The organism is Zoogloea oleivorans (genome assembly GCF_008107625.1).
Classification (GTDB): Bacteria; Pseudomonadota; Gammaproteobacteria; order Burkholderiales; family Rhodocyclaceae; genus Zoogloea; species Zoogloea oleivorans.
On record NZ_SDKK01000008.1, the window covers coordinates 138731 to 158112 of the forward strand.

General features: G+C 64.6%; 15 protein-coding genes. 2 read left to right on the forward strand and 13 right to left on the reverse strand.

What is annotated here, in order from left to right; translation table 11 throughout:
* Positions 1–11: 11 nt before the first annotated feature.
* The 8 genes from ETQ85_RS10140 to ETQ85_RS10175 all read right to left on the reverse strand — a co-directional run bounded on the left by ETQ85_RS10140 (position 12) and on the right by ETQ85_RS10175 (position 9759).
* The gene (locus ETQ85_RS10140) at positions 12–779 is read right to left on the reverse strand and encodes a 3-hydroxyacyl-CoA dehydrogenase (RefSeq protein WP_148578927.1); all 768 of its coding nucleotides are present in this window, start codon (positions 777–779) and stop codon (positions 12–14) included.
* A 100-nt stretch (positions 780–879) separates the two neighbouring features.
* The gene (locus tag ETQ85_RS10145; protein ID WP_148578928.1) at positions 880–2142 is read right to left on the reverse strand and encodes a thiolase family protein; all 1263 of its coding nucleotides are present in this window, start codon (positions 2140–2142) and stop codon (positions 880–882) included.
* On the reverse strand, positions 2139–2909 hold the full coding sequence (locus ETQ85_RS10150; protein ID WP_148578929.1) for a crotonase/enoyl-CoA hydratase family protein: 771 nt from the start codon (positions 2907–2909) through the stop codon (positions 2139–2141). Before ETQ85_RS10150 ends, ETQ85_RS10145 begins: the two co-directional genes overlap by 4 nt.
* 25 nt (positions 2910–2934) lie before the next feature.
* Positions 2935–4809, reverse strand: coding sequence for a feruloyl-CoA synthase (locus tag ETQ85_RS10155; RefSeq protein ID WP_148578930.1), 1875 nt, complete (start codon positions 4807–4809; stop codon positions 2935–2937).
* A 10-nt stretch (positions 4810–4819) separates the two neighbouring features.
* Positions 4820–5962, reverse strand: a complete 1143-nt coding sequence (locus ETQ85_RS10160) for an ABC transporter substrate-binding protein (protein ID WP_148578931.1) — start codon at positions 5960–5962, stop codon at positions 4820–4822.
* Positions 5963–6110: 148 nt separating this feature from the next.
* Positions 6111–6869, reverse strand: coding sequence for an ABC transporter ATP-binding protein (locus ETQ85_RS10165; protein ID WP_148578932.1), 759 nt, complete (start codon positions 6867–6869; stop codon positions 6111–6113).
* Positions 6869–8728: a branched-chain amino acid ABC transporter ATP-binding protein/permease gene (locus tag ETQ85_RS10170; protein ID WP_148578933.1), complete on the reverse strand. Its 1860-nt coding sequence runs from the start codon at positions 8726–8728 to the stop codon at positions 6869–6871. Before ETQ85_RS10170 ends, ETQ85_RS10165 begins: the two co-directional genes overlap by 1 nt.
* Positions 8725–9759, reverse strand: coding sequence for a branched-chain amino acid ABC transporter permease (locus ETQ85_RS10175; RefSeq protein WP_148578934.1), 1035 nt, complete (start codon positions 9757–9759; stop codon positions 8725–8727). Before ETQ85_RS10175 ends, ETQ85_RS10170 begins: the two co-directional genes overlap by 4 nt.
* Before the next feature lie 394 nt (positions 9760–10153).
* On the opposite strand from ETQ85_RS10175, the gene ETQ85_RS10180 reads away from it, so the two are divergent.
* The gene (locus ETQ85_RS10180) at positions 10154–11047 is read left to right on the forward strand and encodes a TetR/AcrR family transcriptional regulator (RefSeq protein ID WP_148578935.1); all 894 of its coding nucleotides are present in this window, start codon (positions 10154–10156) and stop codon (positions 11045–11047) included.
* Between the two features lie 15 nt (positions 11048–11062).
* The gene (locus ETQ85_RS10185; protein WP_148578936.1) at positions 11063–13645 is read left to right on the forward strand and encodes a sensor domain-containing diguanylate cyclase; all 2583 of its coding nucleotides are present in this window, start codon (positions 11063–11065) and stop codon (positions 13643–13645) included.
* A 10-nt stretch (positions 13646–13655) separates the two neighbouring features.
* Here ETQ85_RS10185 and ETQ85_RS10190 read toward each other — a convergent pair whose 3' ends face one another.
* The 5 genes from ETQ85_RS10190 to boxA all read right to left on the reverse strand — a co-directional run bounded on the left by ETQ85_RS10190 (position 13656) and on the right by boxA (position 19309).
* Positions 13656–14804 (reverse strand): histidine kinase, encoded by a 1149-nt coding sequence (locus ETQ85_RS10190; protein WP_281283086.1) that lies wholly within the window; start codon positions 14802–14804, stop codon positions 13656–13658.
* Positions 14797–15954, reverse strand: coding sequence for an FIST N-terminal domain-containing protein (locus ETQ85_RS10195; protein WP_148578937.1), 1158 nt, complete (start codon positions 15952–15954; stop codon positions 14797–14799). The genes ETQ85_RS10190 and ETQ85_RS10195 overlap by 8 nt, the downstream gene beginning before the upstream one ends.
* Before the next feature lie 196 nt (positions 15955–16150).
* Positions 16151–16735 (reverse strand): hemerythrin domain-containing protein, encoded by a 585-nt coding sequence (locus ETQ85_RS10200; RefSeq protein WP_148578938.1) that lies wholly within the window; start codon positions 16733–16735, stop codon positions 16151–16153.
* 13 nt (positions 16736–16748) lie between these two features.
* Complete coding sequence (pcaF, locus tag ETQ85_RS10205) at positions 16749–17957, reverse strand: 3-oxoadipyl-CoA thiolase (protein WP_148578939.1); 1209 nt, start codon at positions 17955–17957, stop codon at positions 16749–16751.
* A 101-nt stretch (positions 17958–18058) separates the two neighbouring features.
* Complete coding sequence (gene boxA / locus ETQ85_RS10210) at positions 18059–19309, reverse strand: benzoyl-CoA 2,3-epoxidase subunit BoxA (RefSeq protein WP_148578940.1); 1251 nt, start codon at positions 19307–19309, stop codon at positions 18059–18061.
* Positions 19310–19382 lie beyond the last annotated feature (73 nt).

The following is a 19382-nucleotide window of genomic DNA, read 5'->3' on the forward strand; positions in this document are numbered from 1 at the left end:
GGGCGTCGTCCTTACTTGGCGGCGAGGCGCGTGGCCCCGTCGAGGCGGATGGTTTCGCCGTTGAGCATCACGTTGTCGACGATGTGCTTGGCCAGCGCGGCGTACTCGGAAGGCTGGCCAAGACGCGACGGAAACGGCACCGAGGCACCCAGCGAGGCCTGCACATCCGCCGGCAGGGTGTGCATCATGGGGGTGATGAACAGGCCCGGCGCGATGGTCATCACACGGATGCCGGAGCGGGCCAGCTCGCGGGCGATGGGCAGGGTCATGGCAACGATGCCGCCCTTCGAGGCCGCGTACGCCGCCTGGCCGATCTGCCCTTCGTAGGCCGCCACCGAGGCGGTGTTGATGATCACGCCACGCTCGCCATCGGGGCCGGCTTCGCCCTTGCTCATCGCGTCGGCGGCAAGGCGGATCATGTTGAAGGTGCCGATCAGATTCACCGTGACAACCTTGGCGAAGGCGTCCAGCGCCAGCGGGCCTTCCTTGCCGAGCACCTTGGCGGCGTTGCCGATGCCGGCACAATTGACCAAGCCCTGCAGGCCGCCGAAGCGGCTGCTGGCCAGCGCCACGCAGGCCTTGGCGTCAGCCTCGTCGGCCACGTTGGTACGCTGGAAAGCCGCCCGGCTGCCGAGTTCAGCGGCGAGCTGCTCGCCCAGTTCGGTGTTCAGGTCGGCGATAACTACATTGGCCCCGGCGGCATGGAAGCTGCGCACGGTGGCTTCACCAAGGCCCGAGGCGCCGCCGGTGACGATGAAAGTGCTGTTCTCGAATTTCATAGGTTTCTCCATTTATCCCAGTGGGTCGGACTTCAGTCCGACAGCACACGTCCAGCCTGGCTCAGTCGGACTGAAGTCCGACCCACGGGGCATCGGGCAATCAAACGTTTTCGATGATCACTGCCACGCCCTGGCCACCGCCGGCGCAGGCCGAGGACACGCCGTACTGCAGGCCGGCTTCCTTCAGCGCGCGGGCGGCGGTGAGGGTCAGGCGCACGCCGGAGGCGCCCAGCGGATGACCGATGGCGATGGCGCCGCCATGCACGTTGCTCTTGTCCCGATCCAGCCCCAGCTCCCGCTCGCAGGCCAGGTACTGGGCGCCGAAGGCTTCGTTGATCTCGACGCGGCCGATATCGCTGACGCTGATGCCGGCACGCGCAGCCGCCGCACGGATGGCCGGGGCCGGGCCGATGCCCATGATTTCCGGCGGAACGGCCACCGCTGCACCGCCGACGATGCGCGCCAGCGGCTTGAGGCCGTGGGCCCGCACCCAGTCACCGCGGGCAACAATCACCGCTGCCGCGCCGTCGACGATGGCCGAGCTGTTGCCGCCGGTCTGCACGCCGCCAAAGGCCGCCTTCAGCTTTTGCAGGGTTTCGAAGGAAGTCGGGCGCACGTGGCCGTCGCGCTCGAAGCTCGTCAGCCGGTCGGCCAGCTTGATGCCGCGCGGCTTGTAGCCGTCCAGCTCCCAGGTCTGGTTGGTCACGGCAGAGACCTCGTCGTGGTAGTAGCCGCCATCCCAGGCCGCCGCGGCGCGGGCAAAGCTCTGCTCGGCAAAGCGGTCGACCTCTTCGCGGCCGATGCCGTAGCGCCTGGCCAGGTTTTCAGCGGTGTCGCCCATGCCGATGCCCGGCGCGGTGTCCTTGGTGGCTTCCCACAGGAAATCCTTGAACTCCACCTGCCCCATGCGGAAACCGGCCCGGTGGGTGTAGGCCGCCACCGGGTTGCGCGACATGGATTCGGTGCCGACGGCGAGCACCACGCTGGCCTTGCCGAGGCTGATCTGGTCGGCGGCGGTCAGGATGGTTTCGAAGCCGGTGCAGCACAGGCGCTGCACCAGGAGGGCCGGGGCCAGCGGATTGACGCCGGAATAGAGGCCGATGTGGCGCGGCAGAAAGTAGGCGTCGAAGCTCGACTGGGCCATGTTGCCGGCGATGATGGCGTTCACCTCGCTGGCCGGAATGCCGCTTTTGGCAAACAGCGCGCGGGCCGCGCAGATGCCCAGGTCGGTGGCGGAAGCATCGCGCAGCGGGCCGTTGTAGTCGGCAAAAGGCGTGCGCTGGCCGGCTACCAGCCAGATGTCGTCGTAGGTGGTGCTGAGGGCCGCGGCTTCGGAGGCGGCGTAAGCGTTCGAGGTGGTCACGTGCGGGGTCCTTTGCCTTTGCGTTGGAGGAATTCGCCGATGCGTTCGGAAACTTCGGGGCTGGTCTGGGTCAGAGCGGCGGTGAGGGATTCGACGAAGAAACCGTCGTCGGTCGCCATGTTGTCGATGCGGCCGATGGCGGTGCACATGGCCCAGTTGGCCATCGGGGCGTTCTCGGCGACGCGCTTGGCCAGCTCGGTGGCCTTGGCGAGGGCTTCACCCTTGCCGACCGCGTAATGTGACAGGCCGAGGCGCTGGCCCTCTTCGGCATCGATGACGCGGCCGGTGAGCATCATTTCGCACATGCGGCCCGGGCCGATGATCTTGGCCACGCGCACGGAGGCGCCGCCGCCGACGAAGATGCCGTGACGGCCTTCGGGCAGTTGATAGATGGTGCTCGGCTCGGCGACCCGGATATGGGTGGCGGTGGCCAGTTCCAGCCCGCCGCCGATCACCGCGCCGTGCAGCGCGGCGATCACCGGGATGCCGCCGTTCTGGATGCGCTGGAAAATGCGGTGCCACCACTGGGAGTGCTGCATCACGCCAAAGGGCTCGCGATGCTGGTGCTCGGCCAGATCGAGCCCGGCACAAAAGTGATCGCCCTCCCCGGCCAGGATGATGGCGCGGGTGCCTTCCGGCGTGTCGTTGAGGGCCGCGTCCAGGGCCCGCAGCAGGCGGTCGGACACCGCGTTGCGCTTGGCCGGCCGGGCCAGGGTGATGGTGTAGATGACGCCATCCTGCGACGTCTTGACGAGCTGTTCAGTCATTGGCTGTTCTCCTTATTATTTGCGCTCAGACCGCGCCGTGAACCGTGATCACGGTCTTGTCGGGGACGTCTGCATACAGGTACTCGACCAGGTCGGAGCGGCGGTTGAGCACTGCCCGCTGGTTGATGTAGCCCTTGTCGGTGATTTCACCCGCCTCGACGGAAGGCGGTTCGGCCAGCAGCAAAGCGCGCGCCGCGTAGGTGGAGGTGCCGCCGCCGGTGGTCTTCATCATCGCCATGCCCTGGCGGATGCGGCTGAGCACCGCCGGGTTGCTCAGCACCTGCTCCACCGGCGCGTCGGCCGGCAGCGTCGGGCACAGGGTCCGGCACTCGGGAATGTTGGGGAAGATCAGGAAGCCGATCTCGTCCCGGTCGTGACCGGTGACAACGATGTCCTGGGCCACCGGCTTGAGGGCATCGATGCCGGCCACACGCAGGGAACCCACATGTACCCAGGTGCCGGTGAGGAGCTTGAAGTCCTCGCCAACACGCCCGTCGAAAACCAGGCCGAGAGTCGGGCGGGCCACATCGACGAACTCGACGGCGTCGCCGATCATGTAGTAGCCCTCCTCGTCGAAGGACTTGGCGGTGACGTCCGGCTGCTTCCAGTAACCGGGAAAGACGTTGGGGCCCTTGACGCGCACTTCCATCTTGTCGGCAACCGGCACCAGCTTGAGGGCGGTACCCGGCACCGGCACACCGATCACGCCGGAGCGCACGGCGCGGAAGTGGCAGTCGGTGGCCATCGGGGCGGTTTCGGTGGCCCCCCACGAGGACACCATCAGGATGCGCTTGCCGGTGGACTCTTCGGAAAGATCCTCCAGCGCCGTCCACAAGTGGTGCGGCAACGCGGCGCCCGCGTAGAAAATGAACTTCAGCTTGCGGAAGAAGTTGTCGCGCAGGGCCTTGTCCTCGCGCAACAGCGGCACCAGCATGTCGTAGGCGCGGGGCACGTTGAAGTACACCGTCGGCGAGATCTCGCGCAGGTTGCGCACGGTCTTGTCGAGGGCCGCCGGGGTCGGCTTGCCTTCGTCGATCCACAGCGAGCCGCCCCAGCGCAGCACCATGTTGAAGTTGTGATTGCTGCCGAAGGTGTGACTCCACGGCAGCCATTCCACCAGCACCGGCGGCTCCTCGGCCAGGAAGGGCCACATCAACTCCTTGGCCTTCTGGTTGGAGCACATCATGCGCTGGGTGTTGATGACGGCTTTGGGCGTGCCCACCGAACCCGAGGTAAACAGGAACTTGCCGATGGTGTCGGGCGTGATGCGGGCGAAGGCCGACATCACCGCCGCTTCGTTGGCCGCGCCTTCCAGCTCGCGGAAAGGAATGGTGCCCGGCACAGCGCCGCTGGCACCGCCAGCCACGACAACGCCGGAATGCAGATCGCGCACCGCCTCGATGGCGGGCAGGAAGCGCTCCACCGGGTCGGCGTAAATCACGCCCGGGCGCATCAGCTCGATGTTGCCCTTGAGCTTGGCGAAGTCCTTCGACATCAGCGAATTGCCCGACGAGATCGCGCAGGACGGCACGCCAATGTGCATCGCCGCCAGCATCAGCAGCGCATGCTCGATGGAGTTGTCGGACAAAATCACCAGCGGACGCTCGGGCGACAGGTTCTGGCCGAGCAGCCAGGAGGCGATGGCCACCACCCGGCGCCGGGCCTCGCCGTAAGTCAGCTCGATCCAGGCGCCGTCCTTGCCGCGCTGGGCCAGGAACATGCGGTCCGGTGCTTCCCGCGCCCACTGTTCGAGCCATTCGCCGACGCAGCGGGTGTAGGTGTCCGGCAGCGGAATGCCGGAGCGCAGGATGCGTGTGCCGTCGGCCCGGGCCTCGATCATCACCAGCGGGTCGGTGAACATCTGCCGGCTGCCGGTTGTGGAGGGAGTGTGAATAGCCATCGCCCGCTCCTTACTTGGCGAGCAGCTTGTAGGCGCCGCCTTCGACGCGGATCAGCACGCGGCCGCGCTGATCGAGGCCGAAGTGGTCGGTAGGCGTCATGTTGTAGACGCCGTGGGTGGCCACCACTTCCTTGTTCGACTCCAGCGCATCGCGCAGGGCCTTGCGGAATTCCGGCGTACCCGCCTTGGCCTTCTTGAGGGCTACCGGCACGGCGGCCTCGATCAGCAGGTAGGCGTCGTAGGCATGGCCGGCGAAGGACACGAAACTGCCGGCACCGTACTTTTCTTCGTACTTGTGCACGAAGTCGATACCCAGCTTCTTGGACGGATGGGAATCGGCAATCTGCTTGGCAACGACGACCGGACCGACCGGCATGATCACGCCTTCGGCGGCCTTGCCGGCCACGCTCAGGAAGGCCTGATTCACCGCTGCATGCGTTTGATAGATCTGCCCCTTGAAGCCGCGCTCGACGAGGCCGGTCTGGGGAAGTGCTGCCGGGCTGCCGGAACCGACGACGAGAATCGCATCGGGTCGGGAGGACACCAGCTTGAGCACCTGACCGCTCACCGAAGTGTCGTTGCGGGCATAGCGTTCGACGGCACCCAGCTTGATGCCGGCGCTGGCCAGCAACGGGGTGATGGCGTTGAGCCAGTCTTCGCCGTACACATCCGAGAAGCCGATGAAGCCGAGGCTCTTTACGCCACTGGCCTTCATGTGCTCAACCAGGGCGCCGGCCATCAGGGTGTTGTTCTGCGGCGTACGGAAAACCCAGGCGCTCTTCTCCGGGGCCACATTCACCGGGGAGATGGCGACCTGCGGCGTCTTGCTCTCGAAGGCCACTTCGGCAATCGCCACGGAAGCCGGCGTGGTGGCCGAACCGACCAGCACATCCACCTTGTCTTCGGAGACCAGCTTGCGGGCATTCTTGCTGGCCGCCGACGGGTCGGTGGCGTCGTCAAGGACGATGTACTTCACGTTCTCGCCGGCGATCTTGGTCGGCAGCATGGCGAAGACGTTCTTCTCCGGAATGCCGAGGGAGGCGCCGGGGCCGGTGGAAGACAGGGACACACCGACAGTGATGTCAGCCAGGGCGGTCTGGCTGGAAAACAGGGCCAGGGTGGAAAGCACTGCTGCGAGTTTCGTCATCCTCATGTTTCGCTCCTTTGATTTGTTTGGGTTGAGCCAGGTCGGCGGTTGCCGCCCGGCTTCTTGTTCATTCGACTTCAGTTGCCGTTCCCCTTTTAAGCGGGGCAATCCTTGTTTCCTGTGGGTCGGACTTCAGTCCGACCCACAAGGGCAATCACGTGGCCAGCATGTCCTGGTGTTTTCCGCCCAGCCCGAGGTAGGCCTCGATGACCCGCGGGTCATCGCGCAGCTGGTCGGCCGGGCCTTCCATCGCCACCGAGCCGGTTTCCAGCACGTAGGCGTAGTCGGCCACCGCCAGCGCGGCGCGGGCGTTCTGCTCGACCAGCAGGATCGACACGCCGCGGCGGCGCAGCTCGGCGATGATGCGGAAGATCTCGCGGGTGATCAGCGGCGCCAGGCCGAGGCTGGGCTCGTCGAGCATCAGCAGCTTGGGCTTGGCCATCAGCGCACGGCCCACGGCGAGCATCTGGCGTTCGCCCCCCGACAGGGTGCCGGCCATCTGGACGCGGCGTTCCCTGAGGCGCGGGAAGATGTCGTAGACCTCTTCCATGGTGTCCCGGTACTTGCGGTCGCCGCTGCGATAGCGGTGAAAGGCACCCAGTTCCAGGTTGTCCTCCACGCTCATCTCGCCGAAGAGTTCGCGCTTCTCGGGCACCAGGCTCATGCCGCCGGCGACCAAGCGTTCCACGTCGGGTACCACTTCCAGCTTGCCGTCAAAGCTCACCTGCCCCTTGGAGTTGAGCAGGCCGATGATGGCCGACAGCATGGTCGTCTTGCCGGCGCCGTTGGGGCCGATGACGGTGACGATCTGCCCTTCGCCAACCTTGATGCTGGCGTTGGTGAGGGCCTCGACCTTGCCGTAGGCAACGCTGAGATTGCTCACCTCGAGGACGTTGCGGGTATTCGTCTGCATCACTCCACTCCCCCGAGATAGGCTTCCAGCACGCGCGGGTTCTTCTGCACTTCGTCAGGCAGCCCCTCGGCGATCTTCTGGCCGAATTCCATCACCACCACCCTATCCACCAGGCCCATCACGAAGTCCATGTCGTGCTCCACCAGCAAAATCGCCATGCCTTCGCCGCGCAGCTTCTTCATCAGCTCGCCGAGGGCCTGCTTCTCTTTAAGGCGCAGGCCGGCGGCAGGCTCGTCGAGGAGCAGCAGGCAGGGATCGGAAGCCAGCGCCCGGGCGATCTCGAGGATGCGCTGCTGGCCCAGGGCCAGGCTGCCGGCTTCGGCGTGCATGAACTCGCCAAGACCCACCCGTTCGATCTGGAAGGCCGCTTCGCGCAGGATCCGGGCCTCCTCGACCCGGTCGAGGCGCCAGGCGGACGGCAGCACGCTCTTGGTGCCGCGCAGGTGGGCGCCGATGGCCACGTTTTCGAGCACGCTCATCTTCGGCAGCAGGCGTACGTGCTGGAAGCTGCGGCTCATGCCCAGGTGGGCGATCTCCCGCGAGCCATGCCCGGCAATCGACTTGCCGCGAAACAGCACTTCGCCGGAGGTGGGCGTATCGACACCGGAAAGCTGGTTGAACATGGTGCTCTTGCCGGCACCGTTGGGGCCGATCAGGGCCAGGATCTCGCCGGCCTCAACATGCAGATTCATGTCGTTGTTGGCCACCAGGCCACCAAAGCGGCGGGTCACGTTCTTGGCTTCGAGGATCACCTCGCCGGCGGCCGGCATGGCCTTGCGTGGCAGGGGCTCGGCACTCGCATCAATGACGCGGGTCGTGCCGCGGGCCGGCACCAGTCTGGCCAGCAGCGGCCACAGGCCGTCGCGGGCACGCTGCAGGATCACCACCATCATCAAGCCGAAAATGATCGTCTCGAAGTTGCCCGACGCGCCGAACACCTTGGGCAGCCAGTCCTGCAGCCACTGCTTGAGGATGGTGATGACGCCGGCACCGGCAATCGCCCCCCACACCTGCCCTGCTCCGCCCACCACCGCCATGAACAGGTATTCGATACCCACATGCACGCCGAAGGGCGACGGATTCACAAAGCGCTGCAGGTGGGCATACAGCCAGCCGGCCGCCGCCGCGTGCATCGCGGCGATCACGAAGATGACCATGCGCGAGCGGGAGGTATCCACGCCCATCGCCTCGGCCATCACCATGCCGCCCTTGAGGGCGCGGATGGCGCGACCTTCGCGGGAATCGAGGAGATTCTCGGTGGTCAGCGCGGCAACCAGCAGGAAAGCCCAGATTAGATAGAAGATCTCCCGCCCTTCATCCATCACCCAGCCGAACAGGTTGATCGGCGGAATGCCCGACAGGCCGGAATGCCCACCGAGGGTTTCCATGGTGCCGAACATGAAGTACAGGCTGATGCCCCAGGCGATGGTGCCCAGCGGCAGGTAATGGCCCGACAGGCGCAGGGTCAGCGAGCCGAGGATCAGCGCCACCGTGGCGGTGATGAGCAAGCCCACCGCCAGCGCCGGCCACGGCGAGCCAGCCCAGGCCAGCCACGCCGGCAGTGCCTGCGAGGTGGTCAGCACGGCGGTGGTGTAGGCCCCGACGCCGACGAAGGCCGCCTGCCCGAAGCTGGTCAGGCCACCCACGCCGGTAAGCAGCACCAGCCCGAGGGCCACCATGGCCGCCAGCCCGATGTAGTTGAGCAGCGTGATGTAGAACTCCGGCAGCAGCACCGGCGCAATCGCCAGCACGGCCACGAAGGCGACAAGAATGTTGCGGCTGCTGAGCACGGAAGCCGCGCCGGAGCGGGCGACATCCACGGCGGGCAGCACGGCCGCTTGACGGTTGGGGGCGCTCATTCGTCCTCCTCGATGTGATGGCTCGTCAGGGAACGCCAGACCAGCACCGGGATGATCAGCGTGAATACGAAGACTTCCTTGTAGGCACTGGCCCAGAAGGATGAGAAGGATTCCAGCACCCCCACCAGCAGCGCACCGGCGGCGGCAATCGGGTAGCTGGCCAGGCCGCCGATGATCGCGGCGACGAAACCCTTCAGGCCGATCAGGAAGCCCGTGTCGTAATAGATGGTGGTCAGCGGGGCGATCAGGATGCCGGACAGCACCCCGATGAAAGCCGCCAGCACGAAGGTCAGCTTGCCCGCAAAAACCGGTGAGAAGCCCATCAGGCGCGCCCCGTTGCGGTTGATGGCAGTGGCACGCAAAGCCTTGCCGTACAGGCTGCGGTCAAAGAACAGCCACAGCCCGACGATCAGTGCCGCCGAGGCGACAACCACCCACACCTGCTGGCCGCTGATCGCCAGCGCCCCGACGCTGAACTGGGCATCCGAGAAAGCCGGCGTACGCGAGCCTTCGGCGCCGAAGAAGAGCAGCCCGAGGCCGACCATCGACACATGAATGGCCACCGACACGATCAGCAAGACCAGTACCGAGCCTTCGGCCACCGGCTGGTAGGCCAGGCGATACATCAGCGGGCCAAGCGGCACCAGAATCGCCAGGGTAAGAGCCGCCTGCACGATGATCGACTGGGTCGCCGGCATCGCGTAGAGCAGCGCAGCCAGTGCCAGCGGGTAGGCCACAGTCCAGCCCAGACTGGCCGCCAGCCCGCTGCGGGCGCCGCCACGCATCACCCGGATGCCATCGAGCAGCGCGGCGAAAGCGCCCATGGCGACCAGCAGCCACAGGGTGCCGGGCACCTTGCCCTGCTGCAGCATGGCCATGGTGAGCGCCCCGTAGGCGACGTATTCGCCCTGGGGAATGAAGATCACCCGGGTAACCGCGAACACCAGCACGAGGGCGATGGCCAGCAGGGCGTAAACAGCGCCGGTGGTGATGCCGTCCTGGGTCAGGATCAGCGCAATGTCCAGATCCATCAGATCCTCCCCGCCCTGCAGGCGCCAGGAGCGGATGCCGCACTGCTGTGCGATTCCGCGCCGGCCTGAACGACCAGAAAGCTCGATGTTCCGGCCCGGTGAGAGTGAAGTCTCGGGCTCATTCTTGTGTCTCCTCACATTCCTGCGATGTGGAACCGGACGGCGGCTTGAGCCACTCTTTTCCGGCAGGCGCTGCCTCTACTTGTCAGCGTGAAGCTACTCTACCGTCGACAAACTACCCTGTCAAACGTTAGTTCAACTAATTAGTATAGAATTGTGCCGAACAGGCATTCGAAAAAGCCGTAGGAGATGGCTGGAGAGAGGCGTCCTTCCCGGAAAATGGGGCTTCCACAGGCGCTCTGCATTAAACTCGGGGAATTGGAAAGGTCTTCAGATGGCAGAGCAGCACGAAACACTCCCTACAAACGACAGCGAATCCGCAATTCTCGAACTGGCGCGCCGCGAACCCGAGCTCGGTCAGGCGGCCGTGGCCAAGCGCCTGCGCGACGAGGGTTACGAGATTTCGCCGTCCGGCGTCCGCTACATTCTGCAAAAGCACGATCTGGAAACCACCGTGAAGCGCCTCAAGGCACTGATGGCCAAATCGGGTAGCGGCGTCCAGATGCTTACCGACAGCCAGCGCCGGCTGCTGGAGCGCAGTACGGTTACCGCCGGTTTGCGGCGGCCGCGCAGCAGCAGCGGCAAGCAACGTGTCGAACCCCTCGAGCGCAGCGAGATCATCATCAACGCCGCCGCCGAGCTGTTCAGCAGCGTGGGTTACGACCGCACCTCGATCCGCGACATCGCCAGCCGGGTCGGCCTGCTGCCCGGCTCGATCTACCACCACTTCGACTCGAAGGAAGAGCTCTACATCGCCGTGCACCGGGAGGGTTTCCGGCGCGTATTGAAGCGCGCCAGGGCCGCCGGCGAGGGTCTCGACGACCCGTGGGAGCGTTTGCGCCGGGCCTGTGAAGTGCACGTGCATGGCCTCGTCGAAGGCTCGCCAGTAGACCGCATCACCGGCACCAGCCTGGCCTTCGTGAGCAACGAAGCCCTGCTGGCACGGGTCCAGCCCTTCCGCGAAGAATACGAGCAAGTCTTTCGCGAGCTGATCAAGGCCTTGCCGCTCAAGCCCGGCACCGACCGCTCGCTGTTGCGCCTGTCCCTGCTGGGAAGCATGAACTGGGTGTACCTGTGGTATCGCCCGGGCCGCCACAGCCCGCAGGAACTCGCCTCCGAAATGGTGGACATGATCCGCAACGGCGTTGGCCTGACGCCTTCCCTGTAAGGCTGTGCGTTTGTGATGCTGCACCGCCCTAACGCGCCCCTGCACACCTCGCGCCTGCATCTGCTGGCCGCGCTCACCATGGCGCTGGCCTTGCTGGCCGTGGGCATTTACGCCTGGCGGCTTGAACTGTCCACCGATCGGCTGCGCAACAAGTCTTTCGCCCAGCTGGAATTACGCGCCGAAGAACTGAGCAGCGCGGTCGCCGGGCAAACCGAGGCGGTCATCCGCATGGCCGACTTCGCCCTGCGCCGGGTGCGCGATGAATATGTGTCCGGCAAGCCGCTCGAGGGCAATGTCAAAACCATCCACGACCACTTTCCCCCCGCATCCATCGTCCAGATCGCCGTCATCGATGCCGATGGCTATCTGACATGGTCGAGCATCAGCCGCGCTGCGCCCATCTATCTCGGTGATCGGGAGCATTTCAAGGCTCACCTCGGCACCACCTCAGATACGCTGTACATCAGTCATCCGGTGCTCGGTCGTGCCTCGGGCCTGTGGTCGATCCAGCTGACCCGCCCCATCCTCAAGAAGGGAAAGTTCGCCGGCGTGATGGTCCTGTCGCTGGCGCCCCAATACCTGGCCAGTACCCACCGGCAGATGGCACTGAGCGGCAGCAACATCATCTCGGTGTTCCGTACCGACGGGGCTTACCTGACGCGTACGCCGAAACTCGAGGAAGCCATGGGCAAGTCGGTTCCGCCCGAACGCCCTTTTCTACAGGCAGACGCAGCCCCCCGCGGCACCTTCCGGGTGACTGCCGCTTTCGACAGGATCAACCGGACCTACGCCTGGCAGCACGGCCACAGCTACCCGGTGATCATCAATGTGGGGCTCGACGAAGCCCCGCTCCTCGACACCATCGAGCAGGAAATCGACAGCAGCCGCTTTCGCGCCGCGCTGGGCAGCGGGCTGATCCTCATACTGGCGGGTTTTGTCTCGATCCTGCTGCTACGGGCTGCCCGCCAGCAGCAGTGCCTGAGCGCCAGCGAGATCCGCCACCGCTCCTTCTTCGAGAAAAACGCGTCGGTCAAACTGGTGATTGACCCCGAAAGCGGGCGCATCGTCGATGCCAACCCTGCGGCCGCCGATTATTACGGCTACTCACGACAAGCCCTTCTGAGCAAGCACATCACCGATCTGAACTGTCTGTCGGCCGATGCGGTAAAGGCCGAGATGCGCAAGGCATTTCTAGAGCAGCGCAATTTCTTCAATTTCCGCCATCGCCTGGCCTCCGGCGCCGAGCGTGACGTGGAGGTCTATTCCGGCCCCGTCGAGGTGGAGGGACAGACCCTGTTGTTTTCCATCGTCCACGATGTCACCGCCCGCCACGAGCTGGAACAACGTCTCGCCGCCAGCGAGGAGTTGCATCGCAGCCTGTTCCTGACCATTGCCGAGGGTGTCATCGTAATCCGGAGCGACGGCAGCTTTTCAGCCTGGAACGATGCGGCGCTGGCCATCCTCGGTGTCGATGTCGAAGGCCTGCAGGCCGGGCGCTACGTGATTCTCGGCGCAGACGGAAAGCGACTGGAGCCCGACGCATTCCCCTCGAGACGTGCAGCGCGCGGCGAATATCTCAACCATGTGGCCCTCGGCATTCTCAGGCCGTGCGGAGAGCGCGCCTGGATCATCGTCAGCAGCCGCCCCTTGCTGCATGCCGACCAGACCGACAATGCCGCGGCCGTCCTGTCGTTTTCCGACATCACCCAGCTGGTGGAAGCCGAGGAGTCCCTGCGGGTGGCACAGTCGGTGTTCGATGTGGCCAGCGAAGGGATTCTGGTAACCGACATGGACAACCGCATCATTGCCGTCAATCCGGCATTCTCGGTGCTCACCGGTTACCCGCCCGGGGAAGTCCTGGGCCGAAATCCATCGATGCTGTCGTCGGGCATCCACGAGTCCGATTTCTTCACCACCATGTGGCAGCACCTGCTGCAGGAAGGGCACTGGGAAGGAGAAATCAGCAACTGCCGCAAGGATGGGCGGATCTACGTTGCCTGGCTGCGCATCAGCATTGTTGCCGAGGGGCCCGGCCGCGGGCGGCGCTACGTGGCCTTGTTCAGCGACATCACCGACCGCAAGCGGGCGGCCGACGCGGTCTGGCGCCAGGCCAACTTCGATGAACTGACCGGCCTGGCCAAGCGCAAGCTGCTCGAAGACCGCCTCAATCGGGCCATCGCCCAGGCTCATCGCAAGCAGACAGCCGTGGCGGTCCTGTTCATCGACCTCGATCGCTTCAAGCCGGTAAATGATGAATATGGGCATGCCACCGGCGACGAACTGCTCCGTCAAGTGGCGCGACGCCTGAAGGGCTGCCTGCGGGAAGAAGATACCGTCGCGCGGATCGGCGGCGACGAATTCATCGCCGTTCTGCCCGACCTGCACCGTAACGATGTGCCGGCTACGGTGGCAGAAAAAATCCTCACCCTGCTGACGGAATCCTTCAGCATCGGCGAACACAGCATCGAAATTTCCTGCAGCATCGGCGTCAGCCTGTTTCCCCGCCATGCCGACAACGGCGACGCCTTGATGGCGCGGGCCGACGCAGCCCTGTACGCCGCCAAGCAGGCCGGGCGTCGCACCTGGCGCATGGCCTAGGCCACGCGACTCAATCCTTGAGCGGCGTCCTCTGCACCGGTAGCCAGATCGTGAAGGTCGTCCCCTGGCCCACGGCGGTACGCACATCGATCCGCCCGCCATGGCGCTCGACAATGCCGTAGCAAAGGGACAAGCCGAGCCCGGTGCCCTTGCCCACCGGCTTGGTGGTAAAAAACGGGTCAAAAATCCGGGCCATGTTCTCCGGTGCGATACCGGCGCCGGTATCGCTGATGGCCACCCATACCTGGTTACCTTCCGTCCCGGTGCGAATCGTGATGGTGCCCTGCCCGACAATCGCCTGCGCACCATTCACCAGCAGGTTCATGAAAACCTGGTTGAGCTGAGACGGAAAGCACTCCACCTGGGGCAGCACGCCATAGTCGCGGACCACCTCGGCCGTGTACCTGATTTCATTGCGGACCACATTGAGAGTGCTGTCCAGGCAGGTGTGGATATTGGCCCACTCCCACACAGCCTCGCCAGCACGCGAAAAATCACGCAGATCCTGGACGATGATCCGCACCCGCTCGGTACCTTCCAGGGATTCGGCAATCAGGGGGCCAATATCGCTGCGCACGAAATCAATGTCCGACGCCTTGCGTGCCTGCTGCAAACGCGTGGCGATGGCCGGATCCTGCTGAAGGAGGACATCGCAGGATTCGTAGACATCCAGCATCGTCAGCAATTTTCCGGCATAGTCCTTGAGGCTGCTGAGATTGGCATTGACGAAGCAGATGGGGTTATTGATCTCATGGGCGACGCCCGCCGCCAGTTGCCCGATGGAGGCCAGCTTTTCCGATTGCAGCAACTGACAATGGGCATCCTCCAGCTTGTTGATCAGGACCTTCTGCTCTTCCTTTTCCTTCTCCAGCGCGACCTGGGTCTGTTTGTGCTCTTCTATCTCCTGCTCCATCCGGGCCTTGGCCCCCTGCAGGTCACGATTCATTGTCTCGTTTTCGCGGAGGGCGATTTCCAGCTCACGGGTACGGCGGCGAACCTGCTGCTCCAGCGCCAGGGTGTTCTGGAACATGCCGAAACTGCTGGTCTGCTCGTTCATGGCCTGCTCGGCACGGTTCATCAGTGCCTTGACGACCTTGCCCAGACGCAAAATCTCGGCACGCATGGCGTCTTCGCCCTGGGGTTCCAGACGTTCAGCCATGGACATGCTCCTGCGTTCCGCCAATCGCCAGGCCAGTCAGGGTCTGGTTAACGTGCACGCCCCAAAGCTGCTCGCCATAAGTACTGAAGCCCACGAAATGCTCACGCATGAATACCCCGCCGATGGCGTCCTTGAGCCCTCCCTGACACATCTCGAGATTGCGGAGAATGCAGTCGAAGCCCAGCACAAGCTGGGGAGTCCCGACAGTGTTGTGAATCTGCACAACCGCCTGCTCCAGGTTGGCCAGCAAATCGGTACAACAGGCCACGCGAAAAACCAGACCCTCCTCGATGGCGCAATAAAAAGTCAGGCTGCCGTCGGGGTTGGCACTCTGGATCGAGCGGACATAATCGGTACCGTCAATCACCACAACCACCGGTGAGGCGGCGAAGGCGTGGGGGCTCAGTGACTCCACCGTCACCCCCGCCAGCCGGGCATATTCGGCAGCCGCCGGGAGCCCGTTGATTTCCTTGACGATGCGGCGTGCCGCATCAGCCTCCGTCACCACCAGGCGCTCGGCCAGACAGCTGAAATGCTGGGTCTTGAAGGGATGAACCGGAAAGCTGGTCCTGGCCAGCACCAACAGCGCACTGTCATCGTGAAAGGTGCCGTCGCAATAGACCCGGGTCTGCCCGAAGTCGAGGCCATCCCCCGCTGAACCGCCGACCAGGGGAAATTCACCGATCCCGTCCTGGAAAGCCCGCGCCACGAGTTCCTCCTTGACCGACAAGCCATCCACCAGCAACAGTGCAAAACCGCTGCTGGACGCCGCTTCCAGCGTCCTCGTCTCAAGACTTTCCCGCAGGGCGTAGGCAAAACGGCGACCGACGTCGATGTCGAAATCCTGGAGATTCTTCTGTATGCCAGCTACCGCCGAGAAGTGCTGCGCGGAAAAACTGACACCGGAAATGCTGTTATCCAGGTAGCCGGCCGGACCGATCTCGCCGGCCGTTGTGCAACCGACCACCGTTACATCACCGAAGCAGGCCTTCATTTCCCCGGCAAGGGCATCAAGATCGTAACGGCTGGAACAGAAAAACAACACCAGCGCCATGTCAGACTGGGCCACGCCGGCATGAAACTCACGCACCGCCTGAACCGCATCGGGTGCGCAGGCGTGGGCGGAAAGGCAGGAATGAACAGCATCCATCGGTTCGATCCTCGCACAGATGATGGAAGAGATGTGCTGAGGTCCGAAGACTACCCTCCGGATTAAGGCACCCTAAGTGGTGCATGGCTACGGCAATACTGCCGTTTACTTGAGAAGGATTACGTTTTGGCGTCACCTGGTTTTCAAGAAAGCGTGTGAAGCTGCGCACCGCTTCACACACCCCAGGCATTGCCTCTTAACGCGCCGGACCATAGCCGATCGGTGCCGGCGCCAGGCTCAGGATGCGCTGGTAGAGCAGTTCCGCTTCCTCCTTCGGCTTGATGCCGAAGAGCGGGTTGTCGTTCTCGCGGAAGGCGGTGTTGATCGCCACCCAGTCGTCCGCCGTCAGGGTGCGCTCGGCAATCGGCATCAGCAGGTCTTCCTCGGTGCGCATGTGGCCCCACTCCAGTTCGAGATAGCGGGCCACTGTCGCGCAGAACGCGTCCTGCGCGCCCACCTGCCCTTGTTGCCACGCAATGAGCTGGGTCTTCAGGTCTTCGACCATCGGGTAACCGTCCTGGTGTTCCTTTTCCAGGCGGGCGATGAGTTCGTCGGCCTCGTGGCTGCGGGCGCGCACGGCGGCAAAGAGGTACTTGTCTTCCTTCGGGTGATGCCAGCGGTCCGGGTAGGACACGATGTAATCGAGGATGGCGCGCAGCAGCACAAAGTCGGGGGCCTTGCCCTCGTCCTTCACCTCCTTGACGATGTAGCGCAGGCAATACAGCACCGCGGCAATGGCCAGGTGCTCGTCCTTGATGATCTGGATGGCTTCCGGTCTCATTTTTGTTTTCTCCTCAAACCCGTTCCAGGACCAGGGCGATGCCCTGCCCCACGCCAATGCACATGGTGGCGAGGCCGTAACGCCCACCGCTTCTTTCGAGCTGGTTGAGCGCCGTCGTCACCAACCGGGCGCCGGACGCGCCGAGCGGGTGGCCGATGGCAATCGCCCCGCCATTCGGATTGACCCGCGGGTCGTCGTCACGCAACCCCAGCTGGCGCGTCACCGCCAGGCCCTGGGCGGCAAAGGCCTCGTTGAGTTCGATCACGTCCATCTGCTCGATGGTGAGGCCGAGGCGCGCCAGCAGCTTCTGGCTGGCTGGCGCCGGGCCGATGCCCATGATGCGCGGCGGCACGCCGGCGGCGGCACTGCCGAGGATGCGCGCCCGGGGGGTGAGTCCGTAGCGGGCAACGGCCTCTTCGGAAGCCAGCAGCACGGCGGCGGCACCGTCGTTCACACCCGACGCATTGCCGGCGGTCACGCTGCCGTCGGGCCGCACGACGCCCTTCAGCTTGGCGAGCATCTCGGCGCTGGTGTCGGGGCGCGGATGTTCGTCGGCGGCAAAGCGGACCGGTTCGCCCTTTTTGCGGGGCACGTCCACCGGCACGATTTCGGTGTCGAAAAATCCCCGCTCGCTGGCCGCTGCCCAGCGCTGCTGGGAGCGCAGCGCAAAGGCATCCTGATCGGCGCGGCTGACGCCGAATTCGTCGGCCACGTTCTCGGCCGTCTCGGGCATCGAGTGGGTACCGTGCAGGGATTTCATCAGCGGATTGACGAAGCGCCAGCCGATGGTGGTGTCCTCAATCTTCGCCGCGCGGGAGAACGCGCTGTCGGCCTTGCCCATCACGAAGGGCGCGCGGCTCATGCTTTCAACGCCGCCGGCAATCATCAATTCGGCCTCGCCGGAAGCAATGGCACGGGTGGCGATACCAATGGCGTCGAGGCTGGAACCGCACAGGCGATTCACCGTGGTGCCCGGCACTTCCACCGGCAGCCCGGCCAGCAGCGCCGCCATGCGGGCCACGTTGCGGTTGTCTTCGCCGGCCTGGTTGGCGCAGCCGAAGATCACGTCGTCCACGGCGCCCCAGTCCACGTTCGGGTTGCGCGCCATCAGGGCGCGGATGGGCAGCGCGGCCAGGTCGTCGGCACGTACGGAAGACAGGGTGCCGCCATAACGGCCAAAGGGCGTGCGGATGGCGTCGCAGAGGTAAACGGTGCGGCTCATGGCAGGAACCTCAATAAAAAACGGGTGCGTCTGGCGCACCCGAAAACTTCCGAGGAAAGGAAGAGGAAAAAGAAGAGCCGGAAGGCGTCATGCCCTGCCGCTCAATACGTTTCAATGTGGAAGCGGGCTTTCCTGAGCATGTCGCCACGCAGGGTTTCCCAGTCGGCGCCGTGGGCCCGGCAGATGTCGCGGAAGGCTTCCAGCACGCCGGTTTCCATGCCCTTCAGGCCGCAGATGTAGATGTAGGTGTTGTCGTCCTTGAGCATCTGGAAGACCTTGTCGGAACGCTTCCTGATCAGGTCCTGCACGTACTGCTTGGGCTCGCCGGGGACGCGCGAGAAGGCGAAGTTGATGTCGATGAAGTCCTCCGGCAGTTTTTGCAGCGGGCCGAAGTACGGCAGCTCACCGGGCGAACGGGCGCCGAAGAAAAGCATCAGATCGCCGCCCTCCTTCATGTCCATGCGGCGCCGGCGGCGTTCGGTCATGGCGCGCATCGGGGCCGAACCGGTGCCGGTGCAGATCATCATGATCGAGGCGCCCGGGTGGTTGGGCATCAGGTAGGTGGAGCCGTAGGGGCCGGTGACCTGCACCTTGTCGCCCTTGGCCAGGTCGCACACGTAGTTCGATGCCACGCCACGGGCCGGCTGGCCTTCGTGGTCTTCGACAACGCGCTTCACGGTCAGGGACAGGTTGTTGTAATGCGGGCGCTCGCCGTCGCGCGGGCTGGCCACGGAATACATGCGCAAGAGGTGCGGCTTGCCGTTCTCGTCGAGCCCTGGCGGGATGATGCCGATGGACTGGCCTTCGAGCACCGGGAAGGGCGTCGCGCCAAAATCCAGCACGATGTGGTGGATGTCGCTGGAGGCGTCCTCGGCGGTCAGGCGGAAGTTGCCGGTGACGGTGGCGCTGACCGGGTTCTTGGCGCTGTAGAGGTTCACATACGGGTGCGAGGCCGACCAGGGCGCCAGGGCCGGGCCGCCGTGACCGGCGGTGGCGACATCGGTGATCTGCTGCACTTCGGCCGGGGTTTCAGAACCGGCGGGCGACGGCGCGGCCGACACCGGCATGCTGTCCAGCTCGCGGGTGTCGGGCAGCACGTCCCAGGTCAGCTGCTCTTCAACGCTGAAGGGCTGGGCGCGCAGCACGTTGCGGATGCTGTCGATGGCGCCGGTAGGGCACGGCCCGATGCAGGCGTTGCACCAGTTGCACACGTCGAACTTGACGACGTAGTTGCGGGAATCATGGGTGATCGCATCGACCGGGCACATCTCTTCGCAGGTGTTGCAGCGAATGCAGATTTCCGGATCGATCAGGTGTTGCCGGGCAATGTCGTGCTCTTGGGGCGCGTTCATGGTCTCTTCCTCGGGTGTAAATCCTGCGGGTCGGCGCTTAGAGTAGGACTGAAGTCCGACCCACAGGGAATGC